This is a genomic window from Cryobacterium sp. M91, from assembly GCF_002929615.1.
Taxonomy (GTDB): Bacteria; Actinomycetota; Actinomycetes; order Actinomycetales; family Microbacteriaceae; genus Cryobacterium; species Cryobacterium levicorallinum.
On the sequence record NZ_PJJT01000089.1, the window covers coordinates 138,342 to 158,672 of the forward strand.

Consider the following 20,331-nt stretch of genomic DNA (forward strand, 5'->3'; position numbering starts at 1 on the left):
GTCGTTAGCGCAGCAGCAGGTTGGGCTGGAGCAGGTACTTGTAGCTGTCCGCTCCGGCCTGCTCGCGCGACGTCTGGCTGGTAATCAGAACGGGACCGGGCTTATTCGGGTTTTCCGTCTTCGTGAATGAGATGCGCACGAATTCCGAGTGCACTGCGCTGAGTCCGTCGAGGAGGAACTGCGGCTTGAGCGACACGATCGTCTCGGTCCCGGAGAGAATCGCGTCAATGGTCTCCGAGGCCTGGGCCTGTTCGGAACCGACCGCTTCCAGGGTGACTCCGTCAGCGGCGAAGGTGAAACGCAGGGCTGCTTCACGCTCAAGCACGAGCTGCACGCGGCGCGTTGCCTCGATCAGCTCGGCTGTGTTCATGACCGCGTAGTTGTCGACCGTTTCGGGGAACAACCGACGCACCGGAGGAAAGTTGCCTTTGATCAGCAGTGATGTGACGGTTTTCTTGTTGGCGGTGAAGGCAATCAGTTCGCGGTCGTCATTGTTGGTGATCGACACCGAAATGGTTCCGCTGTGGCCGAAGGTCTTGCCGACTTCCTGCAGGGTTCGAGCCGGCACCAGGGCCGTAATCGTTCCCTCGGTGGTGTTGCTTCCGTGGTCCCAGTCGATTTCGCGAACGGCCACACGGTAACGGTCGGTGGCAACGAGGCTCAGGCTGTTTTCGGTTATTTCCAGCTGCACGCCCGTGATGACGGGCGTGACATCATCACGGGAAGCGGCGACGGCCACCTGGGCTACTGCGGCGGCAAATTCTTCGGCGGGCACCAGACCGGACTGGGTACTCACCTGCGGAATGCTGGGATATTCCTCAACCGGCATAGACAGCAAGGTGAAGCTCGCCGAACCACAACTGACCTTGATCCGGGAATTTTCCGTGGAAAAACGTACTGGCGCGTTGGGCAGGCGGCTGGCGATCTCGGCCAGAAGACGTCCGGAGACGAGTATTTTGCCGGTTTCTTCAACTTCGGCGATGATCTCGGTCTGGGCGGAGACTTCGTAGTCGAAGGACGAGAGTATCAGGCCCGTTGCCGTGGCTTCGATGAGCACACCGCTGAGGATTGGCAGGGTCGTTCGCTGGGGTAGAAGTTTTACGGCGAAGGAAACTGCTTCGCTGAAGACATCCCGATTTGCCTGAAATCTCACGATGTCATTCCTTAGCGTTGCGAAAGCGGATGGTTGGGCCTCAATGCTAGCTGGCTTCACCGTCCGGTTCGGTACCGGGGCCCATCGGTGGCTTCGGCAGTCAAGGTTGTCGGCTAGATCTGGTTAAAGAATTTTTGTTAATCTTCTTAACCGTTGTGGAAACTGTGGATAACTCTGTGAAAACGGCTGAGGTACTGAGAACTACACGTTTGTAACTTGTGGGCGACCTGTGGAAGTTTGTCATTCGTTTGCGCAAGCGCAACTCTTGGTAATTACAAGTTTCTACAGGGAAGCCCCGAGTTTCTACAGGCGACGACTGGTTGTGTGAGTTAATTCCACAGGGTTATCCACAGGTGTGAAAACTAAAAAAAATTCAGCCCCTCCGGGTCAAACTCAGCTGAGCTTGCCGTGAGGGGCCGAAAATTTTGCCGTTGGCGCTTACTTGTACCGGTGATCCTGCTTGATGCGGTTGGTTAGTTCAGTGACCTGATTGTAGATCGACCGTCGCTCCTTCATGAGCTCACTGATCTTCTTATTGGCGTACATCACTGTTGTATGGTCCCGATTGCCGAACAGCTGCCCAATCTTGGGCAGCGACAGATTCGTGAGCTCACGACACAGGTACATGGCGATTTGGCGGGCCGTGGCGATGGCCTGCGAGCGACTCGACCCGTACAGGTCATCGACCGAGAGCTTGAAGTAATTAGCCGTGTTGGTGATGATGTCGACTGGAGCAATGACGTTGTCTTCGTCCAGGGTGATGAGGTCCTTCAACACCGTTTGAACGAGATCCATGTCAACCGGAGTCTTGTTCAAACTTGCGAAGGCAGTGACCCGAATCAGTGTTCCCTCCAGTTCGCGAATGTTGGACGATACCTTCGACGCCATGAACTCCAGAATGTCGTGGGGCACTTGCAGCTTCTCGCTCTGGGCCTTTTTGCGCAGAATGGCGATGCGCGTCTCGAGGTCGGGAGCCTGGACATCTGTTATCAAACCCCACTCGAAGCGGCTGCGCATTCGGTCTTCAAAACCGGTGAGGTGTTTCGGCGGCAGGTCACTCGTGATGACCACCTGCTTGTTGTGGTCGTGCAGGGTGTTGAAGGTATGGAAGAAGGCTTCCTGGGTCTCCGCCTTGTTCTGCAGAAATTGAATGTCGTCAATCATCAGAATGTCGATATTGCGGTACCGAGCCTGAAAGGCCGAGCCACGGTTGTTGGCGATGGAATTGATGAAATCGTTGGTGAACTCTTCGGAACTGACATAACGTACCCGGATGCCCGGATACAGGCTCATGGCGTAGTGGCCGATCGCGTGCAAAAGGTGGGTCTTGCCCAGCCCGGACGACCCGTAAATGAAGAGCGGGTTGTAGGCCTTGGCCGGCGCTTCGGCCACGGCAACAGCGGCCGCGTGAGCAAAGCGGTTGGATTGCCCGATGACGAAATTGTCAAAACTGTATTTGGGGTTGAGTCGCGTCTCGTGTGGCCCCGCGGGGGCAGCACTCTCGAACACCGATTGCGGCGGTGCCGGCGTAATGACGTCGGGCGGGGTCATCGTCTGCTGAACCGGGCGCAACGACTCCTGCTCGAGTTCGGGATTCACGACGACGTAGAACGTCGACACCGCGGTGGCCTCGTCGAGCTGACCCATTGCGGTGAGCAGGGGAACCCGCATCCGCTGATTGAGCATGCTGGCCGTGAACTCGTTGGGTACCTCAAGATAGAAGGTGCCAGCGGCGATACCTTTCGGCTCGACCAGACTGAGAAAGCCGTAGAGCATGGGCGTAATCGTGGCGTCGGACTCCAGGGAGGTCAGAACGGACCGCCAGGTTTCGGCTATCGGCGCTTCAACGTCTGCCATGGTTCCTACAATCTGTGTGGTTCGAAATAACTCTGTTCAACTGTGAAGACCGGCGCGCCTTCGTTCGGGTGGTACCGGTACGTTCGTCAGGACTGGATCAAAGTTATCCACCGCTTGTGTATAAAACCGGTGGAATTCTCAGGTTTAGGGCACCATCCTGTGGATAACTTGTCTTTACGGTAGTCAATCCCGGTCGTGGAGGCTAATTTTGCAGTTCCTGCGCCCGAACGTTCGGTTTCTGCGTTGGAGTCATTATTGTGGAGAATCACTCGATTCGGGCGCTGAGTTTGACCAGACGTTACCGAGGCCGTAGTTTTAATCAGTTGACCCCATCCCGCGGGCTTCCAACTTCTGTGCGCGCCGCTGTTCTGGCCGAGGGGAAATTGGCCAGCGGTGATTCAAATACGTGGAGATTGAACTATGAGCAAGAGAACCTTCCAGCCGAACAACCGCCGTCGCGCCAAGGTGCACGGCTTCCGCCTGCGCATGCGTACCCGTGCGGGCCGCGCCATTCTCGGTGCTCGCCGTCGCAAGGGTCGCACCGAACTCTCCGCGTAAGTTCTCGTGGTCGCCAGGTTCTCGTGCTCGCTCACGTAAATCGCATCACGAGCGGCAGTGATTACCAGGGCGTCGTTCGGCGCGGTGTGCGGATCGTTGGTGCGCACACCGTTTTGTACATACGCAAAAGTGACGGTCGGCCCGGATCCGCTCAAACGGATGCTGTCGGCCCGGTTCGCTTCGGATTCATCGTCGCTAAGAATGTGGGTGACGCCGTGAGGCGCAATCTCGTTCGCCGCCGCCTCAAGGCGGTCACGTTCGAGCTGCTCCCCGCGGTGACGCCGGGAACGGATGTCGTCATCCGTGCTTTGCCTGCGGCGCGCGATGCCGCGTGGCAGACGCTGCACGACGAGGTTCAACGTTCCCTGTCTCGCCCCCTCCCGATGCGAAAAAGCAGCCCGGGCCGATGAACCCCGTACTCGCGACGATTATTCTGCTCCCGCGCAATGTGGGCGTGCTGATTCTTCGCGTGTATCGCGCCGTGATTTCTCCCCTCTACGGGGATGTGTGCCGGTTTTACCCGTCTTGCTCGGCCTACGCACTGGGGGCCGTTCAGGAACACGGACTAGCGTGGGGAAGCGTCCTCGCTGCACGGAGACTGAGCCATTGTCATCCGTGGTCTGAAGGCGGCATCGATGATGTACCTCTCAAAAGCACGCGTCGCTTTCGTTTGACGTCGTTCGGTTTTGTCGTTGCACCCAGCCACGGAAAGGGCTAACCCACAGTATGGACCTCATAGGTACGATCCTCTGGCCTCTGAAATGGGTGGTCGAGCTGCTGCTCGTAGCCTTCCACTGGCTGTTTTCCCAGATCGGAATCGCGGGACTGGGCTACGACGACGGTCTCACGTGGGTGCTGTCCATCGTCGGCCTCGTTCTGGTCGTGCGTGCCGCCCTCATCCCCATCTTCGTGCGGCAGATCAAGAGCCAGCGCAAGATGCTCGAGGTCGCCCCACAACTGAAGAAGATCCAGGACAAGTACAAGGGCAAGAAGGACCAGTTCTCGCGTGAGGCAATGTCCCGCGAGACCATGGCCATGTACAAGAAGACGGGTACCAACCCGCTGAGCTCCTGCCTGCCGCTGTTGCTGCAGATGCCAATCTTCTTCGCACTGTTCTCGGTGCTCAACGACGCCCAGCGCGCCAAGGCCGGCGTCGGACCGCTCAATCAGAGCCTCGCCGAGAGCTTCGGCAATGCCACGCTCTTTGGAAATGCACCCCTGCACGATACCTTCGCCTCCCAGTGGTCGCTGTGGACGGCCGGTGACCCCTTCAACGGCACCGTCATGATTATCGCGGCCACCATGGTCGTGCTGATGACCGCGTCGCAGTTCATCACGCAGCTGCAGATCGTCTCCAAGAACATGTCGCCGGAAACCAAGGCGAGCCCCATGTTCAAGCAGCAGCGCATCATGCTCTACCTGCTCCCCCTTGTCTTCGCTTTCTCCGGTGTCGCGTTCCCGCTCGGCGTCATGTTCTACTGGCTCACCTCCAACTTCTGGACCATGATTCAGCAGTTCCTGGTGATCCGAAACATGCCGACGCCCGGCAGTGAGGCCGCAAAAGCTCGCGAAGAGCGCATGGCCCGCAAGGGCAAGCTCATCGCGACCGATGGTGACATCATTGTGGTTGAGGAGCCCGCCAAGCCGGTACAGCGTCAGCAGCCGGTCGGCAAGGCCCGCGCTAAGAAGCAAACCGGCCCGAAAAAGTAGTGGAGATCACCGTGACGGAAAAGATCGACCTGACCGAGGTCAACAACGCTGAGGTCGATATCACGGCGGCCGCTGCTGTCGAAGGCGACAGCGCGGCGCTCCCCAGTGGTATTGCTGCAACGGATCCGTCCCCCGACGTTCCAGAAACGGGTTCCGTCGCGAGCATCGAGACTCCCCTCACGACCGATCAACTCGAACGTGAGGGCGACATCGCTGCGGACTATATCGAGGAATTTCTTGATATCTGCGACCTCGATGGAGACATCGACATTGATGCTCGGAATGGTCGGGCCTACCTCTCGGTCAAGGCATCCGACGCGGACAACCTGCGGGTGTTGTCCAAGCCAGAAACAGTCAATGCGCTGCAGGAGCTGACCCGCCTCGCGGTGCAGAACAAGACGGGATCATTCTCCCGTCTCATTCTCGACATCGGCGGATCTCGCGAGGCTCGTGAAGCTGAGCTGGCGGCGCTCGTTGCCCGTGCCATTGCCCGCATCGAAGCCGGCGCGACCGAGGCCGACCTGCCGGCCATGTCCTCTTACGAGCGCAAACTTGTGCACGACATCGTGTCGGCGAGCGGATACCGATCCGAGTCGTCCGGCGAGGGCCGCGATCGCCATACCGTCATTACCGCAGCGTAGATTCCGGCCGTTATGTCGGAGTCAGCCACACCGGGAGTGCGCGTGCCCGAACCCCTCGCACCGGGAACTGCCGATCCTGAGCTCGTTGAACTCGAGAAGGAACCGGCGGAAGCTGCGAACTTGTTCGGAGCCCAACTCGAGCTGATTCGAGCTTTTACGGGTAATTTGGCTGATCAGGGAGAAATACTGGGTTTGATCGGCCCGCTGGAACTCCCCCGGTTGTGGTCGCGTCACATTCTTAATTGCGCGATCGTAGCGCCCCTGCTGCGCCCCGGCCTTGTGGGCGACGTTGGCTCCGGCTCCGGCCTCCCCGGCCTCGTTCTGGCCATCGCTCGCCCCGACGTGAACTTCGTTCTGATCGAACCGATGGAACGGCGAGTCGCCTGGCTGAACGACCAGGTGGCGGTGCTCGGCTTGAAGAATGTCACTGTAGTGCGGGCGCGTGCGGAGGAAGCGCGCCTGAAGCATCCGCTTGATCAGGTCACGGCACGAGCCGTGAGCGCTCTCGGTAAGCTGATCCCACTGACCGCTCCCCTGGTTCGCTCAGGCGGGGAGCTCATCCTCATGAAGGGTGAGGGTGCCCAGCGCGAAATTGAAGCCGCCGCGAAGGCCATTCGCAAGTACGGCCTGCGCGATGTCGAGGTCATTACCCTTGGTGCTGGCGTGCTGCCGGAGGTAACCCGGGTCATCCGGGCTACAGTGGACTAGTCCCGAATGCCGCAAGAATTGGTGTTCGGGGGTCCCTTTCGGGTGGCTCATCAACCGTCGAACGTAAAGGTTTCACGTGAAACATCCTGCTGAAGATCAGCGCGTTGCCAAGGCGGCCGGGATCGACGCTGCACCGCCACTCGCCCGCGAAATTGCTGAGCTGACCCGCCGGCGCCAGGTCATTGCTGCCGGCGAACTGCCCAAACCCGAGAAAACCCGGGTCCTGACCATCTCCAATCAGAAGGGCGGGGTTGGCAAGACCACGACCGCTGTCAACCTTGCCGCCGCCCTCGCGCGTCAGGGAGCCCGGGTGTTGGTCATCGATCTTGATCCGCAGGGAAATGCTTCAACCGCCCTTGGTGTTGAGCACCGAGCCGAAACGCCCAGCGTTTACGACGTCATCATTAACGACATGCCCATGATCGAGGTCGTGCAGAAGAGCCCCGAATTCGGTGCTCTGTTCTGCGTTCCGGCCACGATTCATCTGGCCGGTGCCGAGATTGAACTGGTCTCCCTGGTTGCGCGCGAACAGCGCCTGCGTCGTGCGCTCGACCTGTACCTCGCCGAAATGACTGAGCCGTACGACTATGTCTTCATTGACTGCCCGCCGTCCCTGGGACTGCTGACGATCAATGCGTTTGTCGCGGCGCGAGAAGTGCTCATTCCCATTCAGTGTGAGTACTACGCGCTCGAGGGGCTGAGCCAGCTGCTCAAAAACATCAAGCTGATCGAGAAACACCTCAACCCGGATCTGGTCGTGTCGACGATTCTCCTGACCATGTACGACAGCCGTACCAATCTGGCGACCCAGGTAGCCAAGGAAGTGCGCGATCACTTCCCCAAAGAGGTCCTTAATACGGCAATTCCGCGCTCTGTGCGGGTTTCTGAGGCCCCGAGCTACGGTCAGAGCGTCGTCAGCTACGACCTGAACTCGGCAGGATCGCTCTCCTATCTCGAAGCAGCAGCAGAAATGGCCCATCGGGGGGCACCGAGAAGCGCAGATCAGCCCCAATCGAACGAAAAGCCCCACAAGAGAGAGCAATACTGATGGCAAAGAGAACCGGGCTTGGCCGCGGTATTGGTGCACTCATTCCGGTGCAGGATGACGCTTCGGCTCCGCGCCCGGTCGACGTCTTCTTTCCCCGCGCCGTGACCGTTGAAGCGGATGCCTCCCCCGCGCTGATTCCCGTGCCCGGAGCGCGCCTCGCGCACCTCAACCCGCAGGATATCGTTCCCAACCGGGCCCAGCCGCGCACCATCTTCGATGAGGATGACCTCGCCGAACTCGTGCACAGCATTCGCGAAGTCGGGGTGCTGCAGCCCATTGTGGTGCGCCCGTTGCCCGACGAGCCCGGCAAGTATGAACTCGTCATGGGTGAGCGCCGGTTGCGCGCCACCAAGGAAGTTGGGCTGGATATTATCCCGGCCGTCGTTCGTGACACTGCGGACGTGGACATGCTGCGCGACGCACTCCTGGAGAACCTGCACCGTGCGCAGCTGAATCCGCTCGAGGAAGCATCCGCTTATCAGCAGTTGCTCGCGGATTTTGGCATTACCCAGGAAGAATTGGCTAGCCGGATCGGGCGCTCGCGTCCGCAGATCACCAACACGTTGCGACTGCTCAAACTACCGGAACCGGTTCAGTTGCGTGTCGCAGCGGGGGTGCTATCGGCGGGTCACGCTCGCGCCATTCTCTCGGTCGGGGACCCCGCCGGCATGCTGCGCTTGGCCGAAAAAATTATTGAGGAGGACCTGTCGGTTCGTGCGGCGGAGGCGGCAGCGTCGGCTGGTCCCAAGAAAATTGTTGTGAAGCCGTTGCCTGGTCGGCGCCAGGGACACCTCGATGAGATCGCCGAACACCTCGGAGATCGTCTCGACACCCGGGTCAAGATCAATCTGGGCGCACGAAAAGGCCAGATCACAGTAGATTTCGCGACAATCGGTGATCTGAATCGCATTCTGACTGTTTTGGGAGAGCCTGGCTTCAGCGCCAGCTAGCTCGTACCGACGTTTCACGTGAAACGTACCCAATCCGTTGGTCGATTTTGCCGCCACCGCAATCGCCATCGGCATCGCGCGAGCAACCTGTTGGGAGAGGGATTTTCGTTGGTCGAGCCTGGTGAGACCGCCATCGTCCTCGCGTGAGTTGTTTGGGGGAATCCCGTTGTGGTGTTTCACGTGAAACAACATCACATCACATCACATCACATCACATCACATCACATCAAGTCCTGGCTGTGCAAAGGCATTTTTGCGATGAAGGCGGCCTGGTCTGCGGTGTACGGTAACGCGCGCTTCAGCTGGAGCATTCAGCCTTTGCGGAGAGTCTTCACGAAAAGCGTGCAGAGACTTGCCGCAAATACCGAGAACTCGCACCCCGCGCATGACCTGATTCCGCCTGCACTTTCGGGGAATGAACCTGCGCCAAGGTGGTCACTGGAGTTTCACGTGAAACATGGCCGATGCCCTGCGTGTCGTGTGTGTGTCCGGGAATTCGGTAGGCACGGTCAAACTGCTGCCTGGCGATCTCGGCAAGCTCGACAACGGTGGTTGCACGGGAGTGTGGCCTCGGTTCCGCAGGCTGGGCAGACTGAAGGTACACGAATGCCCATCCCGTTGGTCGAGCCTTCCGAGACCGCCATCGCCCTCAGCTAAACAATCAGGGGAAGGTGGTGCCGCGATGTTTCACGTGAAACGCAGGAGAGAGAGGTTATTGGGCGGCGCGGGCGTGGGTGGCCAGGGTCGAGTAGGTGGCGCCAAGGGTCTGCTTGGCGGCCTCGATGGCCTGGGGCACTAGGGACGTCTCGGTCAGACCGGGGAAAACATTGGCCTCGAGGAACCAGGGGGTGCCCGCTGCGTCGACGATGAGGTCGACTCGGCTCAGGTGGCGCAGGCCGAGCAGGGTGTGAATTGCCACTGCGGTGTCGGAGACGGCTGCCGAGACCGCGTCGGCGAGGCGAGCGGGGGTGTAAAAGTCCGTTTCGCCTGCGTTGTAGCGTGCCTCAAAGCTGTAAACGCCGTCGACTGGCACGATTTCCACGATAGGCAGTGCGGTGGGGCCGTCGCCGGACTCGATCACAGCCACGGTGACCTCGGTGCCGTCCACGTATGCCTCTACCAGGGCGGTATCGGCGTAGGTGTACGCCTCGACCATGGCGCGGGGCAGATCAGCGGGCGTGCGCACGATCGTGACGCCCTGCGAGGAGCCGCCCTGTGCTGGTTTCACAACCAGGGGCAGGCCGATCGCGCTGACCAGATGCTCGAGAACGCTCGTGGCGCCGAGATCCCGAAAGGTCTCGGTCGAGAGCGCTATGGCCGGGGGAGTGGCAAAGCCGGCGCGCAGCACGAGTTCTTTGGCGGTGGCCTTGTTCCAGGCGAGGGCTGCGGCCGGGCCGCGGGAGCCGAGAAAAGGAATCCCGGTTGTTTCGAGCAGGGAGAGCAGGGCGCCATCCTCGCCGGTGGCGCCATGCAGGGTAGGCCAGATGAGGTCGGGAGCTTGTTCGGTGAGGGTCGTGAGCAGGTTGGCTCCGGGGTCGAGCACCGTCACCGTGTGACCTTCGTCGGTGAGGGCATCCGCTACCCTCCGGCCTGAGCGGAGCGAAACGTCGCGCTCGTGCGAGATGCCACCGGCCAGGATGGTGATGTTCAGGGGGATGAATTCGCTCATGATCAGGACTTTTCCTAGCTGCATACGGGTAAGGTGGCGAATTTAGGAGATATTGGCTGGCGGGCCAGCGAAGCGCTGATTCCTGGCTCCGGGCCGGTCGGGTGCTGCGCCGAGCGCGCCCGTTCCGGCGAAAGTGTCGAGCAGGTCGAGTTCGCCGCGAATCACCGTGGCGAGACGACGGATACCGACCCGAATGTTGTCCGGCGTGGGATAACAGAAGGCAAGCCGCATGTTCTGGCGACCATCACCGTTGCCGTAGAAGGCTGTTCCGGGCGTGTAGGCCACTAGTTCCTTCACCGCGCGGGGCAGCATGGCTTTCGAATCGAGCTGTTCGGGCAGGGTGACCCAGACGTAGAAGCCGCCGGTGGGGTCGGTCCAGGTGAGGTCGGGAAGGTATTCGTCGAGCGCCGAGAGCATGGCGTTCTTGCGCTCGTGGTACACGCCGCGGAAGGTGTTGATCTGGCCCTTCCAATCGGCCGTGGAGAGGTATTCCGAGATGACCATCTGCGTGAACGAGCTGGGGGAGAGCACGGCGGCTTCGTTGGCGAGCACGAGTTTCTCGCGGATCGCGTGTGGAGCGAGCGCCCAGCCGACCCGGAAGCCGGGGGCGAGGGTTTTCGAGAAGGTACCCAGGTAGACGACGCCGTCGCGCTCGAGCGAGCGGATCGCATCCGGGGCTGGCTTGTCGAAATAGAGCAGGCCGTATGGATTGTCCTCGAGGACCAGGATGTTGTTCGACCGGCAGATCTCGAGAATTTCCAGACGGCGTTCCCAGCTGAGGGTGACCCCGGCCGGGTTGTGAAAGCTTGGGATCGTGTACAAAAACTTGATCCTGCGCCCGGCAGCCTTGAGGGCAGCGATGTGCTCGATCAGCGCGGCCGGGATGAGGCCGTTTTCGTCCATCGGAACGTGGTCGACCTCGGCCTGGTAAGACTTGAAGATCACCATGGCGGTGACGTAGCTCGGGCCCTCGGAGATGACGACATCTCCGGGGTCGAGAAACAGTTTGCTGACCAGTTCGAGGGCGTGCTGGGAGCCGGTTGTCACGACGACATCATCGGCGTTGGCCTTGATTCCTTCGAGCGCCATGACGTCGAGAATCTGCTCGCGCAATAAGGGAATTCCCTGACCAGAGCCATATTGCAAGGCTGTGGCACCCTTCTCGCGCATGACCCGGTCCATGGCGTTGATGACGAGGTCCTCGGGCAGTGCCGCAACGTACGGCATGCCGCCGGCCAACGACACCACTTCGGGGCGGGAGGCCACGGCGAAGAGAGCACGGACCTCAGAGGCCTTCAGGCCCGCGGCTCGTTCGGCGTAGTGGTGGTACCACGGGTCGAGGTTGTTTCCGGCCTGTACAGTACTTGACTGCACAGCGCTGACGTCAGTGGAACCCTGATTTGTCACGTCACATCCGTTCTGCTGTTCACTTCATCGTATGGGGTGGCACCGGGCACAAAAAAACCCGCCCGGTCGAAACCGGGCGGGTCGGGTGGTGCGGTGAACAGTTAGACCAGATAATCGGCCAGGTCCTTCTCCAGCTGGGGCTTCGGCTTGGCGCCGATGACGGTCTTGACCACCTCGCCCTTCTGGAAGACCTTCATCGCGGGGATGGAGGTGATCTGGTACTTGGCGGCCAGGGCCGGGTGCTCGTCGACGTTGAGCTTGACGATGTCGATCTTGTCCGAGTTCTCGGCCGCGATCTGGTCGAGGATCGGGCTGACGGCGCGGCAGGGGCCACACCACTCGGCCCAGAAGTCCACCAGCACGGTCTTCTCGTTGTTAATGACTTCCTGGTCGAAGTTGGCCTCTGTTACAGCGCGTGCAGTCATGTGTATCTCCTTCTTGGGTAAATTAAACGAGCTCGGGTTCGCTGGCCGAGGCCAGCAGGTTCTGGGAAAGTGTGCTGAGGTAGTGCTCGGCATCGAGAGCGGCCGCGCAGCCGGAGCCGGCTGCGGTGATGGCCTGCCGGTAGCTGGAGTCGATGACATCACCGGCCGCGAACACGCCCGGCTGGCTGGTCAGTGACGACCGGCCGGCGACAGCGATGGTGCCCTCGGGGGTGAGGTCAAGCTGCTTGTGCACGAGGTGGGTGCGCGGGTCGTTGCCGATCGCCACGAACACGCCGCCGACCGGGAGGCTGGTCTCGGTACCGGAGACGGTATCGCGCAGGGTCAGGCCATCGACGGCCTCTGCGCCCGTGATGCCGACGACTTCGGAGTTCCAGATGAACTCGATCTTGTCGTTGGCGAAGGCACGCTCCTGCATTATCTTGGAGGCGCGCAACTCACCCTTGCGGTGGATGACGTGCACCTTGGAGGCGAACCGGGTCAGGAACGTTGCTTCTTCCATGGCCGAGTCGCCGCCGCCGATGACGGCGATTTCCTTGCCCTTGAAGAAGAAGCCGTCGCAGGTAGCACACCAGGAGACGCCGCGCCCGGACAGACGCTCTTCGTCGCTGAGGCCGAGCTTGCGGTAGGCGGAACCGGTAGCGAAAATGACCGTGAGCGCCTGCTCAACATCGCCATTGCCGAGGGTGACCGTCTTGATCGGGCCGGACAGGTCGACCGACTCGACGTCGTCATAGACGACCTCGGTGCCGAACCGTTCGGCCTGTTCCTGCATCTTGGTCATCAAATCAGGGCCCTGCACGCCCTCCGGGAAACCCGGGAAGTTTTCAACATCGGTTGTGTTCATCAATTCGCCGCCGGCCTCAACGGAGCTGGCGATCAGAAGCGGTTTGAGGTTGGCTCTGGCGGCATAGATCGCCGCGGTATAACCGGCCGGTCCTGAACCGATGATGATGATCTGACGCACGCGCACGCTCCTTGCAGTGGGGGGGCGAAACGGGCAATATCCCGCCTCACATTTCGATACAACACATCCTAATCGGATGCTATTCCACGCCCTCCCAGCTTGCGAGGCGGTGTTCAGCTGGCGGAAGACTATGCTGAGGCGCTCAAGGGAGCGCTGAGCCGTGTGTCCGGACCGAAGGCCTTACCGGCCCAGGCGCCGCTGCAGGGGCGCGAGAAAGGCCGTCAGCTCGGCGCTGCGCATGACCAGGAGCAGGCCGAAGTACGCCGCGGCCATGACGAGCCCGATGAGGAGCATGGAGAGGATGGCGGTCAGTCGGGACGCGACGGCAAAACCGTCCTCGACGTTTCCGCCGAGAATGAACAACAGTGTGATTCCCAGGCCGACCGGAATGATCGCCGCGGCGAGGTACTTCACCAGGCTGCGCACGATGCGTCGGCCGTCGATGCCACCGAGGCGGCGGCGCAGCAGTACGGCGGCCAGCAGGCACTGGAGCACGCCGGACACGGTGATGACCAGGGCGATCCCGACCGCGATCCACTCCACCGGAAGCCCCGCGCAGCCCGCGACCCCGAGCACAATCAGCACCACCTGGAACAGAGTGAAGAAGAACGGCGTACGGGTGTCCCCGAGGGCGTAGAAGGTGCGTTGCAGCACGAACAGGATGCAGAATGCGATCAGTCCGAGAATGAAGGCGATGATGACGTTTCCGATGCCCTGGACCTGCTCGAACGGTGCCACGAATACCGCGGCGAACGGATACGCGCATACGGCGATCACGGCCGTCGCGAGCACGATGATCAGGGTGGTGCCTCGGATCGCGGAGGACGCATCCGTTCTGACCAGATCGAACTTTTCCAGCGCAGCATGCTCGCTCATGCGGGTGAAATAGGCGGTGGCGACGGAGACGGTGATCACCGAGTGCGGCAACATGAAGATGAGCCAGGCGGTGGCGAGCACCGCAATGGACGCCTCACCGGTGGCGAGCGAAACGACCTGCGTCTCGACGATCCCGGCGATGGTGGTCAGCAGCAGCATGCCGAAGGTCCAGGTGGCCATTTTGCCGGCGGCTCCGAGGCCGACGCCGCGAAAGTGAAAGTCGGGGCGATAGCGCAGGCCGATGCGCTTCCAGAAGTAGAACAACACCACGGCCTGCACGATCACGCCGAGGGTGGCGCTGCCGGCCAGGACCGCGATCATGGCCGGGGTGAATTCACCGGCCGCTCGGTTGCCGGAGGCATCGGCACCGTACATGGCGCCGAACACCAACAGGCCGGCGATCGCCACGACGTTGTTGAGCACCGGAACCCAGGTGAATGGTCCGAACATTTTGCGCGCGTTGAGCACCTCCCCGAGCAACGTGTAGAGGCCATAAAAAAACATTTGCGGCAGGCACCAGTAGGCGAAGGCGATGGCGAGGTTCTTTTGGTCGGCCGGCAGGTTAATGCCAATGAATCCAGTGATGGCCGGCGCGAACAGCGTGCCGAGGATCGTCGTCACCGCGAGAATCGACAGGGCGAGGGTGAGGAGCTTGTTGATGTAGGCCGTACCGCCGTCGAGGTGCTGGCTGGCACGCACGATCTGCGGCACCAGAACAGCCGTGAGGATTCCGCCGGCGACGATGACGTAGACGGTGTTGGGCAGCTGATTGGCCAGCGCGAACGCATCGGCGCTATCGCCGAGCTGGCCGATCATACCGGCCAGCACGATGAGCTTGACGAAGCCGAGAAGGCGCGACACGATCGTGCCGGAGGCCAGGAAGGCGCTGGCCCGGCCGATGCTGCCGCCCGTGCTGGTCGGGGTGTTAGACATCGGGGGTCACCGCCAGCTGCCCCGCCGCATTTTCACCAGCGGATGCCTCGGCGGAGTGTTCCCGCCGACGGCTGATGATATTGCGCCAAATACCGAATCCAAAGAAACCCACGACCAGGATCGCAAAAATGCTCGCGCCGACGCCTTCCCAGTCGGCGCGCACGGTGACGTCGATGGGAGCGGGCTGGCCGAGGGGGGTGCCGTTCAGGGTGAACAGGGTGACCCGAAGAACGACGTCACCGTTTCCGACCGCAGCGCTCAACGGCACGGACACCGCCTGCGCGGAGTTGGGCTGGATGATCGTCTCGAGTGTGTCGCCCACAACGAGGCGCCCATTCGACGGTACGACCTCGGTGCGCACGGTCACGGCCTGTTCCAGGGCGTTGTTGAGGGTGATGCGGAGGTCGACCTGGCTACCGACGACGATGATCGGCCCGCGCGTAGTCACGGTGACGGCATGCATGAGGTCGAAGGATGACGCCAGACTGGCCGCGACATGGTCAGCCCAGGCCGAGGACTGCACGTTCCATGAGGTATCCAGTAGTGCCAGCAGGTCGAGGCGCTGGGGGGAAGTCACCACGATCGGATCGGCCAGGATCGTGGCAAAGTCAGCGACCGCGCCCTCACGGTCGAGCAGGGAACGGGCCAGCGTGACCCTGCCGGAGTCGATTGCCTCGTTCTGGAACGTCACGGTGGTGGCCGGAGTGGACTCCTGCGCCGCCTGAAGGGAGACGGCATCCGCCCAGGAAAGACCGGCCACGGCGGCCATGGTTTGCTCGACCCGGTTGGCGGGGGTCGGACTGCTGCGATCAAACGTGGCCAGCAGCGTGCGCGCCGAGTTCGGGTTCTCGGCCGAAACGATTGCCAGCAGCGAGGCGGCTTCCGACATGCTGACCCGCCAGTCATGGTCGGTCGTGGCATCGGCGGCAGCACGAATGGCCGAGGACAGCGCGCTGTCGCTGACCAGGCCGAGCCCGGTGGGGAGGGTAACCGCGGTGTTCGGGGTGAAGACGTCGGACTGCTCCACATTTCCGCTGGAGAGGATGGTGGTGGTCAGCCCACTCGCGGCGAACACGTCGAGGTCGGTGCTGGCGACTTGGCCTGCGCTGGGCCAGCCGATCGTCGTGCTGGTGTAGTTCCAGGCCAGTAGGTCACTGGTTGTAGGAATGACCGTCTCGCCCGGCGTCACCGTCGGGCCGGGCGTCGGAGTCGGTGACGGCGTGGTCTTAGTGGATGTGCGGGAGGTGACGCTCGGCACGTCGCTGGTCGTCTCAGGAACGGGAGTGTTCGAGGGGACGACGAACAAACTCGGATCGATGGCCTGCGCGAAGGACGTCGGTGCGCGCAGGGTGGACGCACCGGCCTGGGCCTGCAGGGAGATATCGGCGTCGGCGTAGCCAAGCGGGAAAATGTCGTTGCTCGCAGTGGCAAGGCGATCGAGCCAGGCCACCGCGGACGCGGGAGCTTTGCTGCCCAGAACTCGAATGGACGCGATGATCTGCGGGTCGATGGCGATAGCCATCGTGGGCAGGTCGATCACGGAATCGAGCTGGCGTGAGAGCAGGCCGACCGAACTCGTATAGGACTCGAGCGCCTTGGCTGTAATCAGGCCGGTCGCGCTCTCTGGGGTCGTGATCGGCATGATCGACGCCAGCCTGACCGGGGTGGTGGCGCTGCCCGATGACCAGACAAAAGTTCCCCGGCCCTCGGAGCGAACGACATCATCGACCGTGAGAATGGCCGCAACACCGCGCGCCCCCCAGGCATTCTGGTCGGTCAAGCCGAGGGAGGCAGCGGGAACGGTGATCGACAGATTCGTGTTCGCACCGGCCGGAATAGCTTGCGTAGTCGGCACGCTCAGCATTTGATCGCCCGAATTGGCGTCAGCGTCCGGGCGGAGCCAGGACTCGAGGGCCGCTCGGGTCGTGAGAGCGAGGTCGGCGAGGTACACATCGACCCGGCCGATCGGAATGGCCGCATCGGTATTGTTCTGCACGGCAACCGTCAGGAGCAGATCCTGGCCGGGCGACAGCTCGGAGGAATTCGTGCCGGATATGGTGATCCCGACCGAATCGGCGGCGGTCGTGGCGGTTTCGACCGCCGTCCGTGGAGCCTGGGCCTGGGCTGCAGAGAGCCCATTGACTGGCGTCAGAATCAGCGCGGCCAGGGTGAGGATGCCCACCAGTAACCCCGCCGTCGGCCGCAAGCGCCCTGCTCTGCTGGTGCGCTGGGCCGGGCGCACGGCAGTGCGTGCGGCAGCCGGAAGCGCGGGCCGATGCGCGGAATCTGACTCGGCCACCATAGGGGGATTCTACGGCGTGCCAGCCGGAAGCCACCTGCACCGCGTCTGCGCGCCGCGCGCTGACAACTAATATGGGCATATGCAGAGCGTCGCGGCAGCCCTCGCACGACTGGGCGACCTGGCTGCCTCTCCCACGGTATCCCGTCTGGCGAACGCATTTGCGGCGGCCGGCCATGAGCTGGCTCTGGTCGGCGGTCCGGTGCGAGATGCGTTCCTCGATCGGCCAGTGCATGACTTGGACTTCACGACGGATGCGACGCCGGATCAGATTCTCGCGCTCGTCAAACCACTCTCCGAGGCACAGTGGGACATTGGTCGGGCCTACGGCACGATCGGAGCGAGCCTGGCCGGTGAAACCGTGGAAATCACCACCTATCGCGCCGACAGCTACGACGGGACCACCCGCAAACCCGACGTGGTCTTCGGTACGAGCCTCGAACCCGACTTGCTCCGCCGGGACTTCACGGTCAATGCCATGGCGCTGCGCCTGCCGCAGCTGACCCTGGTCGACCCGTCCGGTGGCATCGACGACCTGCTGGCCGGGCGCCTGCGCACCCCGAGCACCCCGGAGGTCTCCTTCGGAGACGATCCATTACGGATGCTGCGCGCGGCCCGATTCACCGGCCAGCTGGGTTTCACGCTGGATCTGGACACGGCACTCGCGATGGAAAAGATGTGCAACAGCATCCGTATCGTGTCGGCCGAGCGCATCGGCGACGAGCTCTCGAAGATGCTCGTATCAGCGGACCCGCGCGCCGGCATCGAGGTGCTGATGGAATCGGGACTGGCTGAGATCGTGCTGCCGGAGATTCCCGGCCTGCAGTTGGAGATCGACGAACACCACCACCATAAAGACGTCTATCAGCACACGCTGACGGTACTCGAGCAGGCGATGGGCTACGAGAAATCCCGCGGCAACCTGGAGGCACCCGACCTGATCGTGCGGCTCGCAGCTTTGCTGCACGACATTGGCAAGCCGGCCACCCGCAAACTTGAACCGGGCGGGGTCGTCAGCTTCTACCACCACGACGTGGTCGGGTCGAAGCTGGCCAAGAAGCGGCTGCGCGCCCTGCGCTTCGACAATGACACGATCAACGCGGTGTCCCGGCTAATCGAGCTGCACCTACGGTTCTTCGGGTATACCGAGGGCGCCTGGACCGACTCCGCCGTTCGCCGCTATGTTCGCGATGCTGGTGACCAGTTGGAGCGGTTGCACATTCTGACCAGGGCCGACGTGACGACACGCAATCGGCGCAAGGCCGACCGGCTCGGCTTCGCGTACGACGACCTGGAACACCGCATTGCCGAGCTCAACGAGAAGGAAGAGCTCGGTGCCGTGCGCCCCGACCTCGACGGCGAGCAGATCATGGCCGTGCTCGGACTGAAGCCGGGGCGTGAGGTTGGCGAGGCCTACCGGTATCTGCTCGAACAGCGACTCGACGACGGTCCGCTGGGCGAAGCGGAAGCCACCCGCCGGCTGCAGGAGTGGTGGGCAGGGCGGAACCGGTAGGAGCGCAGTGGCAAAAGCTGCCAACATCCGGTAGTCTGGGCAGGTTGCCTGCGTGCCGGATTCCCCGGACCAGCGCCGGCAGCACATGCACAACCCTCCTGTTGCAGAAAGTCTGCAGCCGTTTTAGTCCGAAGGAGGTGGGTTAGTCATGCATCAGTACGAACTTATGGTTATCCTCGATCCCGAGATCGATGAGCGCACCGTAGCTCCCAGCCTTGACAAGTTCCTCAACGTTGTTCGCAACGATGGCGGAACCATTGACAAGGTTGATGTCTGGGGTCGTCGTCGTCTCGCTTACGAGATCAACAAGAAGACCGAAGGCATTTACGCCGTTGTCGACTTCACCGCGAACGCCTCAGCCACGGTCGAGCTCGACCGCCAGCTGAAGCTGTCCGAGGCCGTCATGCGCACCAAGGTGCTCCGCGCCGAAGAGGGCATCGCCCAGGTCGTCGTCGCGAGCAAGCTGGCCGCCGAGAAGGCTGCCCGCAAGGCTGCCAACCCGAAGGTCATCGCTGCCAAGGCTGACGCTGCTGCCGCAGCTGCCGCAGCACCGGCTGCCAAGGTTGCCGCTGCCCCGAAGGTTGATACCGCGCCGGTCGTTGCCGAGGCCGTTGTGGCAGAGGCTCCGGCCGCTGCTGCTCCGGTTGTTGCTGCCTCCACCGCGGTTCCGGCCGCGAAGGTTGCTGGCGCTAAGCCTGCTGCTGCCAAGGCCGCTCCGGCTCCGGCCGCTGCTGCCGACAAGGCAAGCGACAAGTAGCCCATGGCTGGCGAGACCGTAATCACCGTGGTGGGCAACCTCACCAGCGATCCGGAACTGCGTTACACGCAGAACGGGCTGGCGGTTGCCAACTTCACCATCGCTTCCACTCCGCGTACGTTCGATCGTGCGGCCAACGAGTGGAAAGATGGCGACGCGCTGTTCCTGCGTGCAAGCGTTTGGCGTGAATTCGCCGAGCACGTGGCAGGTTCACTGACCAAGGGTTCGCGTGTCATCGCTTCCGGTCGTCTCAAGCAGCGTTCGTATGAGACGAAGGAAGGTGAAAAGCGCACGAGCATGGAGCTTGAGATCGACGAAATTGGTCCTTCGCTGCGCTACGCCACCGCTTCCCTCACTCGCGCGCAGTCGTCCGGCCCCCGTAGCAGCGCTCCTGCTGCCGGTGGCCAGGGCAATGATGAGCCGTGGGCTCCCAGCGCATCCGCCAAGACTGCGTCGCCCGCAGCATCCGGTGGGGACGTTTGGAACAGCCCAGGCAACTTTAGCGACGAGACCCCCTTCTAAGCCTCGCCTCGCGCGGAGCTAACGTCTTCTTTTAGAAAGTAAGGAAATCATGGCTGGAAAGTCGAGCGGCGACCGCCGCAAGCCGCTTCGCGGAGCAAAGGGTGGCAAGAACGCCGCTCCCGCGAAGTCGATTCGGGTTGGTGTCATTGATTACAAAGATGTCCCCACCCTGCGCAAGTTCATCTCCGAGCGCGGAAAGATCCGCGCCCGCCGCATTACAGGCGTTTCTGTTCAGGAACAGCGCCTCATCGCCCGTGCCGTCAAGAACGCCCGCGAAATGGCTTTGCTGCCCTACGCAGGCTCAGGCCGGTAAGGAAACC

19 protein-coding genes and 1 pseudogene are annotated in these 20,331 nt (G+C 62.0%); 12 read left to right on the forward strand and 8 right to left on the reverse strand.

Annotated features, from left to right (window positions below; all coding sequences use genetic code 11):
• Window positions 1–4: 4 nt before the first annotated feature.
• Together dnaN and dnaA are read right to left on the reverse strand one after the other, a co-directional pair.
• Window positions 5–1,153 carry a DNA polymerase III subunit beta gene (gene dnaN / locus CXY80_RS15085; RefSeq protein ID WP_092448017.1) on the reverse strand — a complete coding sequence of 383 codons (1,149 nt, stop codon included), beginning with the start codon at window positions 1,151–1,153 and terminating at the stop codon, window positions 5–7.
• A gap of 438 nt (window positions 1,154–1,591) precedes the next feature.
• On the reverse strand, window positions 1,592–3,010 hold the full coding sequence (dnaA, locus tag CXY80_RS15090) for a chromosomal replication initiator protein DnaA (protein WP_092448016.1): 1,419 nt from the start codon (window positions 3,008–3,010) through the stop codon (window positions 1,592–1,594).
• 420 nt (window positions 3,011–3,430) lie between these two features.
• On the opposite strand from dnaA, the gene rpmH reads away from it, so the two are divergent.
• The 8 genes from rpmH (at window position 3,431) to CXY80_RS15130 (ending at window position 8,625) form a co-directional block, all read left to right on the forward strand.
• Window positions 3,431–3,568 carry a 50S ribosomal protein L34 gene (gene rpmH / locus CXY80_RS15095; protein WP_010204566.1) on the forward strand — a complete coding sequence of 46 codons (138 nt, stop codon included), beginning with the start codon at window positions 3,431–3,433 and terminating at the stop codon, window positions 3,566–3,568.
• Window positions 3,569–3,591: 23 nt separating this feature from the next.
• A complete protein-coding gene (rnpA, locus tag CXY80_RS15100) occupies window positions 3,592–3,978 on the forward strand; it encodes a ribonuclease P protein component (RefSeq protein ID WP_092448015.1) in 387 nt (128 codons plus the stop codon).
• The gene (yidD, locus tag CXY80_RS15105; protein WP_104132961.1) at window positions 3,975–4,286 is read left to right on the forward strand and encodes a membrane protein insertion efficiency factor YidD; all 312 of its coding nucleotides are present in this window, start codon (window positions 3,975–3,977) and stop codon (window positions 4,284–4,286) included. The genes rnpA and yidD overlap by 4 nt, the downstream gene beginning before the upstream one ends.
• Window positions 4,287–4,294: 8 nt before the next feature.
• Complete coding sequence (gene yidC, locus CXY80_RS15110; protein ID WP_092448013.1) at window positions 4,295–5,278, forward strand: membrane protein insertase YidC; 984 nt, start codon at window positions 4,295–4,297, stop codon at window positions 5,276–5,278.
• Window positions 5,279–5,442: 164 nt separating this feature from the next.
• Window positions 5,443–5,919 (forward strand): R3H domain-containing nucleic acid-binding protein, encoded by a 477-nt coding sequence (locus CXY80_RS15115; protein ID WP_233195422.1) that lies wholly within the window; start codon window positions 5,443–5,445, stop codon window positions 5,917–5,919.
• Window positions 5,920–5,931: 12 nt separating this feature from the next.
• Window positions 5,932–6,627, forward strand: a complete 696-nt coding sequence (rsmG, locus tag CXY80_RS15120; protein ID WP_104132962.1) for a 16S rRNA (guanine(527)-N(7))-methyltransferase RsmG — start codon at window positions 5,932–5,934, stop codon at window positions 6,625–6,627.
• A 76-nt stretch (window positions 6,628–6,703) separates the two neighbouring features.
• The gene (locus tag CXY80_RS15125) at window positions 6,704–7,675 is read left to right on the forward strand and encodes a ParA family protein (protein ID WP_174775284.1); all 972 of its coding nucleotides are present in this window, start codon (window positions 6,704–6,706) and stop codon (window positions 7,673–7,675) included.
• On the forward strand, window positions 7,675–8,625 hold the full coding sequence (locus CXY80_RS15130; RefSeq protein ID WP_104132963.1) for a ParB/RepB/Spo0J family partition protein: 951 nt from the start codon (window positions 7,675–7,677) through the stop codon (window positions 8,623–8,625). Before CXY80_RS15125 ends, CXY80_RS15130 begins: the two co-directional genes overlap by 1 nt.
• Window positions 8,626–9,337: 712 nt before the next feature.
• On the opposite strand, the gene CXY80_RS15135 is transcribed toward CXY80_RS15130, so the two are convergent.
• The 6 genes from CXY80_RS15135 to CXY80_RS15160 form a co-directional block, all read right to left on the reverse strand.
• Window positions 9,338–10,294: a D-alanine--D-alanine ligase gene (locus CXY80_RS15135; protein WP_092448010.1), complete on the reverse strand. Its 957-nt coding sequence runs from the start codon at window positions 10,292–10,294 to the stop codon at window positions 9,338–9,340.
• A gap of 42 nt (window positions 10,295–10,336) precedes the next feature.
• Window positions 10,337–11,701 carry a PLP-dependent aminotransferase family protein gene (locus CXY80_RS15140; RefSeq protein WP_233195408.1) on the reverse strand — a complete coding sequence of 455 codons (1,365 nt, stop codon included), beginning with the start codon at window positions 11,699–11,701 and terminating at the stop codon, window positions 10,337–10,339.
• Window positions 11,702–11,802: 101 nt separating this feature from the next.
• Window positions 11,803–12,126 (reverse strand): thioredoxin, encoded by a 324-nt coding sequence (trxA, locus tag CXY80_RS15145; protein WP_092448009.1) that lies wholly within the window; start codon window positions 12,124–12,126, stop codon window positions 11,803–11,805.
• A gap of 22 nt (window positions 12,127–12,148) precedes the next feature.
• On the reverse strand, window positions 12,149–13,111 hold the full coding sequence (trxB, locus tag CXY80_RS15150; RefSeq protein WP_092448008.1) for a thioredoxin-disulfide reductase: 963 nt from the start codon (window positions 13,109–13,111) through the stop codon (window positions 12,149–12,151).
• Window positions 13,112–13,291: 180 nt separating this feature from the next.
• Entirely contained in the window at window positions 13,292–14,920 is a 1,629-nt protein-coding gene (gene murJ / locus CXY80_RS15155; RefSeq protein ID WP_104132964.1) for a murein biosynthesis integral membrane protein MurJ, read from the reverse strand.
• The gene (locus CXY80_RS15160) at window positions 14,913–17,222 is read right to left on the reverse strand and encodes a DUF6049 family protein (RefSeq protein ID WP_104132965.1); all 2,310 of its coding nucleotides are present in this window, start codon (window positions 17,220–17,222) and stop codon (window positions 14,913–14,915) included. Before CXY80_RS15160 ends, murJ begins: the two co-directional genes overlap by 8 nt.
• Window positions 17,223–17,301: 79 nt before the next feature.
• Here CXY80_RS15160 and CXY80_RS15165 point away from each other — a divergent pair, with 79 nt between their 5' ends.
• The 4 genes and pseudogenes from CXY80_RS15165 to rpsR all read left to right on the forward strand — a co-directional run bounded on the left by CXY80_RS15165 (window position 17,302) and on the right by rpsR (window position 20,324).
• Window positions 17,302–18,732 (forward strand): CCA tRNA nucleotidyltransferase, encoded by a 1,431-nt coding sequence (locus tag CXY80_RS15165; protein WP_104132966.1) that lies wholly within the window; start codon window positions 17,302–17,304, stop codon window positions 18,730–18,732.
• 148 nt (window positions 18,733–18,880) lie between these two features.
• A pseudogene (rpsF, locus tag CXY80_RS20300) lies at window positions 18,881–19,249 on the forward strand (30S ribosomal protein S6); the annotation flags it as partial.
• Window positions 19,250–19,492: 243 nt separating this feature from the next.
• Entirely contained in the window at window positions 19,493–20,011 is a 519-nt protein-coding gene (locus CXY80_RS15175) for a single-stranded DNA-binding protein (protein ID WP_104132967.1), read from the forward strand.
• Window positions 20,012–20,060: 49 nt separating this feature from the next.
• On the forward strand, window positions 20,061–20,324 hold the full coding sequence (rpsR, locus tag CXY80_RS15180) for a 30S ribosomal protein S18 (RefSeq protein WP_035835236.1): 264 nt from the start codon (window positions 20,061–20,063) through the stop codon (window positions 20,322–20,324).
• The last annotated feature ends 7 nt before the right edge of the window (window positions 20,325–20,331 follow it).

Coding starts and splice junctions, on each gene's coding strand:
- CXY80_RS15160 (WP_104132965.1), bottom strand. CDS start 17,222: ATGGTGGCCGAGTCAGATTCCGCGCATCGGCCCGCGCTTCCGGCTGCC.
- CXY80_RS15165 (WP_104132966.1), top strand. CDS start 17,302: ATGCAGAGCGTCGCGGCAGCCCTCGCACGACTGGGCGACCTGGCTGCC.
- rsmG (WP_104132962.1), top strand. CDS start 5,932: ATGTCGGAGTCAGCCACACCGGGAGTGCGCGTGCCCGAACCCCTCGCA.
- rpmH (WP_010204566.1), top strand. CDS start 3,431: ATGAGCAAGAGAACCTTCCAGCCGAACAACCGCCGTCGCGCCAAGGTG.
- CXY80_RS15135 (WP_092448010.1), bottom strand. CDS start 10,294: ATGAGCGAATTCATCCCCCTGAACATCACCATCCTGGCCGGTGGCATC.
- yidD (WP_104132961.1), top strand. CDS start 3,975: ATGAACCCCGTACTCGCGACGATTATTCTGCTCCCGCGCAATGTGGGC.
- rpsR (WP_035835236.1), top strand. CDS start 20,061: ATGGCTGGAAAGTCGAGCGGCGACCGCCGCAAGCCGCTTCGCGGAGCA.
- dnaA (WP_092448016.1), bottom strand. CDS start 3,010: ATGGCAGACGTTGAAGCGCCGATAGCCGAAACCTGGCGGTCCGTTCTG.
- yidC (WP_092448013.1), top strand. CDS start 4,295: ATGGACCTCATAGGTACGATCCTCTGGCCTCTGAAATGGGTGGTCGAG.
- trxA (WP_092448009.1), bottom strand. CDS start 12,126: ATGACTGCACGCGCTGTAACAGAGGCCAACTTCGACCAGGAAGTCATT.
- murJ (WP_104132964.1), bottom strand. CDS start 14,920: ATGTCTAACACCCCGACCAGCACGGGCGGCAGCATCGGCCGGGCCAGC.
- CXY80_RS15130 (WP_104132963.1), top strand. CDS start 7,675: ATGGCAAAGAGAACCGGGCTTGGCCGCGGTATTGGTGCACTCATTCCG.
- CXY80_RS15175 (WP_104132967.1), top strand. CDS start 19,493: ATGGCTGGCGAGACCGTAATCACCGTGGTGGGCAACCTCACCAGCGAT.